This window comes from Marinomonas sp. ef1 (assembly GCF_002806845.1).
GTDB lineage: Bacteria > Pseudomonadota > Gammaproteobacteria > Pseudomonadales > Marinomonadaceae > Marinomonas > Marinomonas polaris.
Genome location: NZ_NHTT01000019.1, coordinates 16,114 through 28,719, shown reverse-complemented (window position 1 = coordinate 28,719; position 12,606 = coordinate 16,114). Strand labels below are relative to the sequence as shown.

The 12,606-nt window shown below is 41.1% G+C and carries 11 protein-coding genes; 10 read left to right on the top strand and 1 reads right to left on the bottom strand.

Annotation, left to right across the window (positions count from 1 at the left end):
• Nucleotides 1-70: 70 nt before the first annotated feature.
• Nucleotides 71-2,737: a pyruvate dehydrogenase (acetyl-transferring), homodimeric type gene (aceE, locus tag CCS02_RS19830; protein ID WP_100185890.1), complete on the bottom strand. Its 2,667-nt coding sequence runs from the start codon at nt 2,735-2,737 to the stop codon at nt 71-73.
• A 979-nt stretch (nt 2,738-3,716) separates the two neighbouring features.
• On the opposite strand from aceE, the gene nadC reads away from it, so the two are divergent.
• From nadC to CCS02_RS19780, 10 genes are all read left to right on the top strand, one after another.
• A complete protein-coding gene (nadC, locus tag CCS02_RS19825) occupies nt 3,717-4,565 on the top strand; it encodes a carboxylating nicotinate-nucleotide diphosphorylase (RefSeq protein ID WP_100637496.1) in 849 nt (282 codons plus the stop codon).
• A 2-nt stretch (nt 4,566-4,567) separates the two neighbouring features.
• A complete protein-coding gene (locus CCS02_RS19820) occupies nt 4,568-5,758 on the top strand; it encodes an acetate/propionate family kinase (RefSeq protein ID WP_100185892.1) in 1,191 nt (396 codons plus the stop codon).
• 46 nt (nt 5,759-5,804) lie between these two features.
• A complete protein-coding gene (pta, locus tag CCS02_RS19815) occupies nt 5,805-7,904 on the top strand; it encodes a phosphate acetyltransferase (protein ID WP_072841731.1) in 2,100 nt (699 codons plus the stop codon).
• A gap of 162 nt (nt 7,905-8,066) precedes the next feature.
• On the top strand, nt 8,067-8,441 hold the full coding sequence (locus CCS02_RS19810) for a hypothetical protein (RefSeq protein WP_072841732.1): 375 nt from the start codon (nt 8,067-8,069) through the stop codon (nt 8,439-8,441).
• Between the two features lie 71 nt (nt 8,442-8,512).
• Entirely contained in the window at nt 8,513-8,965 is a 453-nt protein-coding gene (locus CCS02_RS19805; protein ID WP_100185893.1) for a pilin, read from the top strand.
• Nucleotides 8,962-9,912, top strand: coding sequence for a GspE/PulE family protein (locus CCS02_RS19800; RefSeq protein ID WP_100185894.1), 951 nt, complete (start codon nt 8,962-8,964; stop codon nt 9,910-9,912). Before CCS02_RS19805 ends, CCS02_RS19800 begins: the two co-directional genes overlap by 4 nt.
• A complete protein-coding gene (locus CCS02_RS19795) occupies nt 9,899-10,963 on the top strand; it encodes a type II secretion system F family protein (protein ID WP_100637495.1) in 1,065 nt (354 codons plus the stop codon). The genes CCS02_RS19800 and CCS02_RS19795 overlap by 14 nt, the downstream gene beginning before the upstream one ends.
• Nucleotides 10,964-11,749, top strand: a complete 786-nt coding sequence (locus CCS02_RS19790; RefSeq protein ID WP_100637494.1) for a prepilin peptidase — start codon at nt 10,964-10,966, stop codon at nt 11,747-11,749.
• A 3-nt stretch (nt 11,750-11,752) separates the two neighbouring features.
• A complete protein-coding gene (coaE, locus tag CCS02_RS19785; RefSeq protein WP_100637493.1) occupies nt 11,753-12,364 on the top strand; it encodes a dephospho-CoA kinase in 612 nt (203 codons plus the stop codon).
• Nucleotides 12,358-12,582: a DNA gyrase inhibitor YacG gene (locus CCS02_RS19780; RefSeq protein WP_072841744.1), complete on the top strand. Its 225-nt coding sequence runs from the start codon at nt 12,358-12,360 to the stop codon at nt 12,580-12,582. Before coaE ends, CCS02_RS19780 begins: the two co-directional genes overlap by 7 nt.
• Nucleotides 12,583-12,606: the final 24 nt, after the last annotated feature.

The window sequence follows — 12,606 nt, the reverse complement described above, 5'->3', positions numbered from 1 at the left end:
ATCAAACTTAAAAACTTATCTAGCTTAGCTACAAACATACACTAAGCCAGATACCTAGCTTGTCAGGTAATTAGCACGTTACAGGGTTTGGCTTTTCAGGATCTAAACCAAACTTAGCAATTGCTCCACTAACTACAGATGCATCAATCACACCGTCTTTTGACAATGCATTCAAGGCAGAAACTACTACCCAATAGCGGTTAACTTCGAAGAAGTGACGCAATTGAGCACGAGTATCACTGCGGCCAAAACCATCAGTACCAAGTACGTTGTATGTACCTGTTATAAATGGACGAATTTGATCTGCGAACAATTTAATATGGTCGGTAGATGCAATCACAGGGCCATTGCCATTCAAGCAAGATTCAACATAAGATTTGCGAGCTTCTGACTCAGGGTGAAGCATATTCCAACGGCTTACATCAAGACCTTCGCGACGCAGCTCATTGAAAGACGTTACACTCCATATATCAGAGTTAACACCGAAATCATTAAATAGGATCTCTGCAGCAGCTTCAACTTCACGAAGAATAACGCCAGAACCAAGCAATTGAACTTGTTTCTTATTGGCTTTCTTAGCATGAGATTTAAGCTTGTACATCCCCTTGATAATGCCTTCTTCAACACCTTCAGGCATATCTTCGTGTGTGTAGTTTTCATTCATTACTGTTAGGTAATAGAAAACACTCTCTTTTTCTTTATACATACGACGCAAGCCATCTTGCACGATAACAGCGACTTCGTATGAATAAGTTGGATCATAAGACACACAATTTGGAATAAGACCAGCCTGAATATGGGAATGACCATCTTCATGCTGCAAACCTTCGCCATTTAGCGTAGTACGACCTGCTGTTGCACCAATCAAGAAACCGCGCGCCTGTGAATCACCTGCCGCCCAAGCCAAGTCACCAATACGCTGGAAACCGAACATTGAGTAATAAATATAAACAGGAATCATTGGAAGAGCGCTGTTTGCATAAGACGTAGCCAATGCCAACCATGCAGAGAATGCACCTGGCTCATTGATACCTTCTTGCAAAATCTGACCGTCAGAAGATTCTTTGTAGTACATAATCTGAGTATGGTCATGAGGCGTATAACGCTGACCTTCAGATGAATAAATACCTAGCTGGCGGAACATACCTTCCATACCAAAGGTACGGGCTTCATCGGCAACGATTGGAACAACGCGCTCACCAATGTTTTTATCTTTAACCATAACATTCAGTGCACGCACAAACGCCATAGTTGTAGAAATTTCACGCCCATTTGTTCCCGCGATCTGAGATTTGAATGCTTCCAAAGAAGGCACTTCAAGCGCTTCACAATCATGGTTACGAATAGGGAAAGCGCCATGCAACTCTTTACGACGAGAGCGCATATATTGCATTTCAGGACTGTCTTCAGCTGGCTTGTAATAAGGTAAGTCTTTTAGCTCTTCATCGCTAATAGGGATACCGAATTTATCGCGGAACTGAGCAAGAGATTCCTCATCCAACTTCTTCGTTTGGTGCGCAGTGTTTTGCGCTTCAGCCGCTTTAAACATGCCGTAACCTTTAACGGTTTGCGCCAAGATAACAGTCGGTTGACCTTTATGAGAAGTCGCTTCGGAATACGCTGCGTAAACTTTGTAAGGATCATGCCCGCCGCGATTAAGATTCATAATCTCATCGTCAGTCATGTCTTTAACCATTTCTAGCAATTCTGGATATTTGCCGAAGAAATGTTCACGAGTATAAGCACCACCATTTGCTTTGTAGTTCTGAAGCTCACCATCACAAACTTCATTCATACGTTTAACAAGCAAACCGTTGTGATCTTTCGCGAAAAGAGGATCCCAATGACGACCCCATAGACACTTAATGACATTCCAGCCAGCGCCACGGAACACACCTTCAAGTTCCTGAACAATTTTACTGTTACCACGTACAGGGCCATCAAGACGCTGTAGATTACAGTTGATCACAAAAATAAGGTTGTCTAGATTTTCACGTCCCGCAAGAGCGATTGCACCTAAAGATTCTGGCTCATCACATTCACCATCACCAAGGAACGCCCATACTTTACGGTCGCCTTGATCAATAAGACCACGACTATGTTGGTACTTCATCACATGCGCTTGGTAAATCGCTTGTAATGGCCCAAGACCCATAGACACTGTAGGAAATTGCCAGTAATCCGGCATCAACCAAGGATGCGGGTAAGAAGAGATACCTTTGCCATCCACTTCACGACGGAAGTTATCAAGCTGTTCGTCTGTCAAACGCCCTTCAATGTATGAACGCGCGTAAATCCCTGGGGAAATATGACCTTGGAAAAAGACCATATCCGCTTGTTGTTTACCGTCATTACCACGGAAAAAGTGGTTAAAACCGATATCATAAAGCGTTGCTGCAGAAGAGAAGCTTGTAATGTGGCCACCAAGTGTTGAATCAACACGGTTTGCCTTCATTACCATAGCCAATGCATTCCAACGAATTATAGAGCGTATACGACGTTCCATAAATACATCACCCGGCAATGGCTTCTCATTTTCAGGAGCGATTGTATTCCGGTATGCAGTCGTAATAGACGACGGCATTGACGTACCAGCTTTTGAAGCTTCATTCGTCAAACGATTTAAAATGTATTGCGCGCGATCAGGACCTTCTTCGCGAAGGACAGACTCAAGCGCATCGACCCACTCTTTAGTTTCAATTGGATCGATGTCTTCGAGAATATGCTGCTCAGTCATCGTGTTAATAACTCCCGCTATTAGAACAGATACTAACCTACCAAGGACATTATGTGTATTTAAGCCTTGGAGGCTACTTAAACGAACCGTCGGAACTCATATGAATAGCCATTAAGTTCCAGCCGACCTAGGATAAAACGACGCACTGTATATTACGTTTTAAAACGCGTCGTTTTTATCCGTTCCAATGGCAATTATTATTGTTTTAATTTTATTTCCATTGCATCGACCACTAAAAATCTAGTCAGTTCGCTTCCAATTTGGGTTTGGTTCATCAAACCCAACATTAAATTTCCACATACAAATAGCCTTACTAAACGCATGTAAAAAATCAAAGTCATTTACTTAGAATGCGCATAGATAGAGCACTTCTAAGATTTTGCATTCTAGATATTTTACTAAAACCTTACGCTAAACAAGGCTTTTTTACATATCAGAAGCATCTAATTCGGGCGTTAGATTAACACCTAATCAAGAGATCGCCTAGCCACCCAAATAAAGATTGAAGTACTCAAAGCACTTTTGAAGCTTTTAAATCTCCTAGAATTCATCTAAAAACAGATAAAAATAGGTAAAAACTCCATAATAAATGCCTTAAAGCTTAAGGCGCCCCACCAAAATTCACCAGAGATATGAGATGTATAAACTGCATGAATCCTATGTTTCGCTTCAGACAGCGAAGAATACACAGTATCAAAGCCAATATACTATTCAAAAAATGATAATCTGTATCACATTATTAGCTCTATAGAGACTAATCCGCTCTTAAGTCCGCCTCAGGTAGAAACACAAAAATAGTGCCCAGTTAAGCAAGAAGTTCCATTTAAAAAGCTAGATCTATACTTACAAATTCTAAATTTATGCTCTTTTCTGTCTAGAAAGACCATGCAAATCAATGAATATAAAAAAATCAACACTGACGCATTACCAATATAACGCTACAATACTCTTTATTTACTTGGCAAAATTAGGATAGTACATGACCCTTCTGAACGCTCTATTATCCGAGCACATCCAATCGCAAGTTACGTTTGCATTAAAAGAAGACATAGGCTCCGGGGACATAACAGCTCAACTTATCCCTGACGATCAAGAAATTACAGCAACGGTTATCAGTCGAGAACCTGCTGTCCTATGCGGTCAAGCTTGGGTAAACGAAGTATTTGCTCAATTAGGAAACATAACTACTCTCACTTGGCATAATAATGAAGGCGATACGCTGGAAAGCAACAAACCTTTTTTGACTATTAAAGGTCATGCAAGAACAATCCTAACGGGTGAACGCACTGCTCTAAATTTTTTACAAACACTTTCTTATACTGCTACGGTGACTCGCCAATACAGTGAAATCGTATCAAGCACGCAATTAACCATTTTGGATACACGAAAAACACTACCAGGCATGCGCCGAGCACAGAAGTATGCGGTAACTGTTGGCGGTGGGAAAAATCACCGAATGGGGTTATATGATGCATTTTTGATAAAAGAAAATCACATCATGGCCACAGGATCAATTGCCAACGCTGTCAGCATGGCACAAAAAATCGCGCCAGGTAAAACCATTGAAGTAGAAACAGAAAATTTAGAAGAAGTTGCCATGGCAGTCGCTGCTGGCGCAGATATCATTATGCTAGATAATTTTTCGTATGAAGATATGAGCAAAGCGGTTTCAGACTTCAAAGGTCAAGTTAAATTTGAAGCATCAGGAAACATGGACAAAGATCGTCTATTAAAGGTAGCTGAAACAGGCGTTGATTTTGTATCCATTGGAGCCCTAACAAAACACATCCAAGCAATAGACCTGTCTTTGCGCGTATCTCAGGAATAACTATGAAAGATAGTATTTTAGTCATCAACTGCGGCAGCTCTTCTTTAAAATTTGCCATTCTTGCCAATGCTGGACAAAAAACTCTAGTCGAAGGTATCGCAGAAAGATTAGGTTCGGACGAGAGTAGCATCACCTTTAAGTTTGAAGGGCAGAAAAATGTTATTCAACTAGAAGATGGCAGCCATAAAAATGCTGTAGCTCACATAAAAGATTGGCTTAGCAATCACCCTATCATTGAAAGCTCATTAGCAGGCATAGGTCATCGTGTTGTACACGGCGGTGAAAATTTTAGTGAATCTGCACTAATCAATCAAAATGTCATAGATAGTATTAAAGAGTGCGCCCAATTTGCGCCACTACATAACCCTGCTCACGCAAAAGGGATGGAAGTGGCTTTTGAGCTTTTCCCAGGACTGCCTCAAGTAGCTGTTTTTGATACTGCATTTCATCAAACTCTGGCACCAGAACAATACCTGTACCCTATTCCAATGCATTTTTATCGAGAACATCATTTTCGCAAGTATGGCTTCCATGGCACTAGCTATCGCTATATTAGTCAGCGGTTAGCGCAAATTGCGAAAGGCAGTGATCAACAAGGCGTACTTGTTGCTCACCTGGGCAATGGAGCCAGTACTTGCGCAATAAACAAAGGTCTATCATCTGATACCAGCATGGGCATCACGCCATTAGAAGGCTTAATGATGGGCACTCGCTCAGGAAGCCTCGACCCAAGCCTGCTGTCTTTTATTAGCCAAGCTGAAAATATATCCGCTGACGCAGCGCTTGATATTCTAAACAAAAAAAGTGGTCTACTTGGTGTATCAGAAATTTCTAATGACTGTCGAACATTAGAAGAAGCAATGGAATCTGGTGACCCTAGAGCTAAACTGGCTTTAGACATGTTCGCAGCCCGCACTGCCAAACATTTAGCAAGTGTGGCAACAACTTTAGAAAGTATTGATCATTTGGTCTTTACTGGTGGTATCGGTGAGAATTCAAGCTATTTACGCCAAGTCATTTGCAATCATTTGAAAGCACTGAATATCGGTATAAACTCAACATTAAATGAAAATGCACCTCGTGGCGAAACGATAAATATTAGCTCTGATAGCAGCAATACGAATGTATGGATTATACCTACTAACGAAGAGCTAATGATCGCACTAGATACTATAAGCTTAATTCAGCATTGATCGAAACTATGCTAACCATAATGGACTAATTTAGGATTCATCAGATATGTCAATAAATGTACTCATGACCGTTCCTACGGGCCCAGGTGTCGGCCTAACATCCGTCTCTGTAGGTCTTGTCCGCGCACTTGAACAGCAGGGATTAAAAGCCAGTTTCTTCAAGCCTATCGCCCAGCCTCAACCAGGAGATAAAGGACCAGACAAATCAACGGCTATGGTTGCGCAAGGTTCAACACTAACACCTGCTGAGCCAATTCCGCTTCATGAAGCTGAACGTTATTTGTACAACGATAATATCGACGAACTCATGGAAGAAATTGTTGGCCGTTTTCAAGCAAGTGTTGAACCAGATTCAACGGTTATTGTAGAAGGTCTTGCGCAGATCGCCGGACACCCATATGCAACAAGGCTAAATAAAGCCATTGCTAGAACACTAGACGCTGGCTTAGTTTTAGTCACTGCGCCAAACAACATGAGAGTTAACGAACTTGAACATCATGTTGAGATTGCCGCAGGCTCTTACGGTGGCATAAAGGCCAACGATGTTATTGGTTGTATTTTAAATAAAACCACACCAGGGTCATTGGGCGTTAAATCCTACGGCGATTTGTTTGCCCAAAGAGGAATTTTCAAACGCAACTTTAGTCTGCTAGGTCAAATACCGAAAGCGGACGAACTGACCTATCCTCGTGTTAAAGATGTAGCTGACTTTCTTGGTGCTCGTATTATCAATGCGGGTGAAATCGAATCTCGGCGAGTACAATCTTACACACTATGTGCTCGCGGCGTGGAAAATATGCTAGAAGCATTACGACCAGGTGTTTTAGTATTCACTCCCGGTGATCGTACTGACATCATCATGGCGACAGCTATTGCAGCGCTTAATGATATTAAAATTGCAGCACTAGTGGTTACTGGTGGTTATCAGCCAAGTGAAGCACTGATGGCGCTTTGTGGTAAAGCCATGGCAAAAGGATTGCCAATCCTCTCTGTTGAATCTAACAGCTGGGAAACCGTTATTAATATGCAATCTTTTAACCAAGAGATTCCACTTGATGATAAAGAGCGAGTCTTAATGGTTAAAGAGCATATTGCTCGTTGTATAGATCACGATTGGATCAACTCTTTTGCCTTGAACCAAGAAGAAAGAAAACTATCTCCTCCAGCGTTTCGATTCCGTTTGATTGAGCTCGCTCGCTCCTTGAATAAACGCATCATTCTTCCAGAGGGTGAAGAGATTCGCACCATTCAAGCGGCGTCTATATGTGCGGAGCGTGGCATTGCTCGCTGTACATTATTAGGTAACGAAACCGAGATTCTCCGTATTGCTCAAAACAACGGTATTGAATTAAGTCATGGTGTTGAAATACTCGATCCGAACAGCATTCGTGAACGCTACGTAGCACCGATGGTTGAGTTGAGAAAAAGTCGAGGACTTACTGATATTGTTGCTCGTGAACAGCTTGAAGATAATGTTGTATTGGGTACCATGATGCTGCAAGTTGGCGATGTTGATGGTTTGGTTTCAGGTGCTGTGCACACTACTGCCAACACCATTCGCCCTGCCCTGCAATTAATAAAGACATCACCTAATTCAAATCTTGTCTCGTCGATTTTCTTCATGTGTTTGCCGGATCAAGTATTGGTCTATGGTGACTGCGCTATAAACCCAGACCCAACGGCTGAGCAACTCGCAGAAATTGCCATTCAAAGTGCTGATTCTGCTGCAGCATTTGGCATTACCCCAAAAGTCGCCATGATTAGCTACAGCACTGGTGGTTCTGGTACAGGTAACGATGTTGATAAAGTCAGAGAAGCTACCGCGATTGCGCAAAGACTTCGGCCTGATCTGTTAATTGATGGACCACTACAATACGACGCTGCAATCATGGAAAAAGTAGCCAAGCAAAAAGCGCCAAACAGCAAAGTAGCTGGTAAAGCCACTGTATTTATTTTCCCAGATTTAAATACTGGCAACACCACCTATAAAGCCGTTCAACGAAGTGCCGATGTAGTTAGCATCGGACCTATGCTGCAAGGCATTCGTAAACCTGTTAACGACTTGTCTCGTGGTGCGTTGGTCGACGATATCGTCTACACCATTGCTATTACCGCTATTCAGGCGGGCAAGCTTAAAGGCGAATAATCTACCAGCTAATTTATCCCTTAACTCGTCTTTGCTTTCTAATGAGTGAAGACGAGTTAATTAATAAAGATAAGAAGTTTCCCAACTGAATTTGATTAGAAAGTGGACATATTTCATATTGCCAATTAGTATTTGTAGATAAACATTACGTGGGTGATCAACATGTCTGGTAGCCTTCCTCATTCTATAGCGCTTTCAAATCATACCTTCACAAGTATGACCACTCCTGGCTACACAACATTTGACTTACGCTCTGATGAAGACACTAATATGGCAGCGCTTAACGCTCGAAACGCCAAGGCTTCGAGTGATCTTGTTGTCACTATTTCAGAGCAAGGCCAAGCATTATCCCAGCGAAATAGAAAAAAACTCGAAGAAATCGAAGCTAGAAAAAACAATGATATCTTGTTGGAACTAGAAGAAGAGTTCATCGAAGATGATATTGAACCAACCATTCACGCATCAACTAAAGAGAGTAAAACCAATAGCTATCAAGAAAAAACACCAACGGGAGACTTTCTCGATCAAATTGTTTAGTCTATAAAAACTTAATGAGTTAAGTTTTTCGGCAGGATGCCAATGATTACAGAATCTTCAAGGAGTGAAGAATGTTACTTTCTCGTCTATCCACACGTGGTTTTACGTTATTAGAATTAATGGTTGTTATTGCCATTATTTCTATAATAGCAAGCCTTTCAGCCCCCACATTTACCCGTCAAATTGCTAAAGCAAAACTAATAGAAGTACAAAACCTCGCTACCCAACATCAATCTCTGGTTGAAGAATTCATTCTTTTACATGGGTCCTTTCCTAGCGAAGCAGAGTTTAATCTCATAAAACAATCCCTAGCAGAAGGCTCAATTACCAAATCTATTTCTGTAGACAGCCAAAACAAAGGTATGGGGAATATTGTTCTCACACTAAATGACAGCACCGGCATTACTGAAAACCAATATCTAAGATACTCTCGCGATGCCGATAGGAATTGGAAATGCCTCTCAGACTTAGAAAGTAACATCCTTCCGCTTCAATGTGACAGTGTGGCTGGAGCAGACAAATGACTTTAGAAGAAATAATATCTAACGCTGTGAGTAATCATGCAACCGATATTCACATAGAACACTTAAATCTTGGCATTCAAATTTATCAACGCTGTTATGGATCACTTCATAAAGTAGCTAATTTAGCTCAAGGAACAAGCTTAATTAACCGCATAAAAATGCGCGCTAATTTAGACTTGTCAGAAACAAGGCGAACACAAGAAGGTCAATTTCTTTTTGAGGAAAGAAGTCGAAGCACTTTTATTCGGGTCAGTATTATTGCCACGGTTAAAGGCGAAAAAGTAGCTTTGCGCCTACTCCCTGAAAAAAACCGTTTAGAGCTTGAAAATATCGGCATACAGCGATCTTTGTTTACTGCCCTGAGCACAATCTTAAATAGCTCTAGTGGTTTAATTTTGGTCTGTGGGGCAACAGGTGCAGGTAAAAGCACGACTCTCTATTCGTGCCTTGATACTTTAAACACAGGAAAGAAGACTATTTTTACGATAGAAGACCCTGTCGAATACGAAATTCAAGGCTTGTTTCAATGTGAACCCAATCCAGCCATTGGCTTGGACTCTGCAGCTCTTTTGAAATCCTTCCTAAGACAAGATCCAGATGTGATTATGGTCGGAGAAGTGCGCGATGCCGTTACTGCCAATCTTGCAGTAAATGCGGCATTGACCGGACACCTCGTGCTAGCTACATTGCATACAAACTCTGCACTCGACGCCGTGCACCGCTGCCATGGTTGGCAAGTAGATTTTTTCTCTTTGGTGAGTTCATTAAAACTTATCATCCATCAATCTATGCTCTACAAAGCGTCTTCACAACAACCAATGTTCAACGCTTTACGACCACTATGGAATGAATTGCTACCGAAAGATTATGACACACTTATTTCATCCCCATCCCTATGGGAAGCTTTTCCCTTTCAGAACAGTGAGGTGCAAAATGCCTTGGTATAAAATTCAGCACCTAAATGGAAAGATTGATTACCGACACGAATTATCCGAAAACAATGTTGTCTTTGATTATATAAACCGAGGATGCTGGCAAATATCAATCTCAGAGTGGACCCCTAAAAAGCTAGATTACAAGTCACTGCAAATTTTTTATGAAGAGATACAGAGCGCTCTACACTCTGGGCTTCAATTAAATCAAGCAATTTCCCATTTTGCTCTTTCGGCTACTCACCCAAAAATCGCAAATATCAGTAAAGCTATATTAACCGAGCTAGAAAACGGTACGGTTTTCAACGAAGCATTAAGCAAACTGACGCAAACGTCCGCTATACCATACTGCCAACTCCTTAATTCACAAGGCTCAAGAGAAGACTGTGAAAAAAGCATCGCCGTGTCAATTATCCAGCTTAAATCCTTACTCGATTGGTCCCAACGCTTATTAAAATCCATTATTTATCCCTTTTGTATTATTCAGATTGCTCTGATTATTCTTATCGCGAATAGAGCAATGCAGCAAAAAATGGGAGAAAGTTATTTTTTTGAGTTAGCCAATAATGTGAGCATTTATCTCGTCTGTAGTGCCATTCAATTCATCATCATACGGAGCCTATATCAAGGTCACGCTTGTTACTGGCTTGAAAAATACAGTGGCAACTTTCGGCTAACTAAACTCTTTTCGTTATTAAGCACAACAAGAAAAACCGGCTTAACCTTGCAACAGGCCTTGAGGAGCATGCCCGAGTACTTCCAATATACGCTCATAAAAGAAGAGATTTACCAAGTCTATTACACTCTTCGTCTCGGTAAAAATTATGCAACCAGCTTTCCTACTCATTGGTTTCCTAATGAATCGTCTATTGCGCTTCATTCAGCAGAACAAGATGGTGACATAGAGAGAGCACTTATTCTTGCTGCAAAAGAGCACGAAAAACGTTGGCAAAAAAACATATCCCTGCTTGAAAAATTGATTCCCGTAGTTTGCCTCTTGATCGCTGGAGGGTTTGTCGCCTCGGCACTAATCGCTTTATACGCACCGCTTATTGAGATGTCATAAATGAATTTGATAGCAATAAACTGGTTTTTATATGCATTAGTTGTCTTGAGCATGGGCAGTTATGCTGCAGCATTTACAGCCAGGTGGCCGATTAATAATATTTATTTATGGGAAAAAGAAGCACATTCATTACTTTTACTCCCGTTTAACAAACTGCCGCCAGATAAAATAAGTGATAAGCGCTCTCATTGTTTTCAATGTCATCATCCACTAATGTGGCAAGATCTTATTCCTCTATTTAGTTACTTACTGCTCAAAGGAAAATGCCGTTATTGCAAAGCCGCCATTTCGTATCGCTATCCCTCAGTTGAATTTCTTCATCTTGTTTTCTGCCTCCCCTTGCCCTGGATATTTAGCGATGCATATCAACTTGTACTACATGCACTTTTGATCAGCGTTTTAATAACAGCCGCAGTAATTGACCTAGAATATCAATTAATACCGGATGAATGCAGTACCATTGCCCTAGCTTGTGCGCTGCTATTTAATCTATCGAACAACACCTTAGAAACCAGCGTCTTAGGTATGATAATTGGCTATGGAATTGTCTATACACTGCGCTGGTTTTATTTAACATTCAGAGGTCAAGAAGGTATAGGATTAGGTGATGCTAAAATTATTGCAGCGCTCGGTGCATGGTTAGGACTTTCAGGCTTAACACCCTTGTTACTTTGTGCAAGTTTAAGCGGAATCCTATACACTGTATTGACCAATAGAAATGGAGCTAAATACATGGCATTTGGTCCATTTTTAATATTTTCAGCCATGTTGGTGTTTTATTTTTAGCCTATGACAACCCATATCCCTACTATAATCGGTCTTGCTGGCGGCATAGGCTCCGGTAAAAGCACAATAACAAAATATTTCAATGAGATAGGCATTCAAAGCGTTGATGCTGATGACGTCGCAAGAGTTGTTGTTGAACCGGGTTCAAATTGTTTAAATAATATCCATCAGCGCTACGGTGACAACATATTATTAAACGACGGCACTTTAAATCGTAAATCCCTGCGTGATATTATTTTTGATAACCCCGAAGAAAGAATATGGCTTGAAGCACTAACACACCCAGCAATTCGAGAAGAGATATCAACGCGGCTTCATGCAATTACCTCATCGTACGCCTTGCTTGTTCACCCACTTCTATTTGAAACAAAACAAGATGCAGTATGTAAATTAGTCATAGCAATCGATGTACCTGAAAATGTACAACTTCAACGGGTCATGAGCAGAGACAATATAAGTAGAGAAAGCGCAGAAAAAATCATGGCAGCGCAATTAAGCAATAGCGAACGTATTGAGAGAGCTGATCTCGTCTTGGAAAACTCTGGTAATATTGCTGAAATGAATGCTAAAGTCTTAAAATTACACAAAAAAATTTTAGAGTCACAATCATGTTAAATAGTAATACTGCAGCCTTGGTTGCCTGCCCTACCTGCCAAAAGAAATCGCCTTGGTCCAAAGAAAATCCAGACCGACCTTTTTGCAGCCCTAGATGCAAGCTGATTGACTTGGGAGCATGGGCAAGTGAATCCTACGCTATTCCACAGCAAACCTCTGAAGAGGACGAAATTTTTTCAGAAGATCTCGTGATTGATCCAAATAAATCCTTTTTATAATTGCTAGACACGGAATGTAATTAT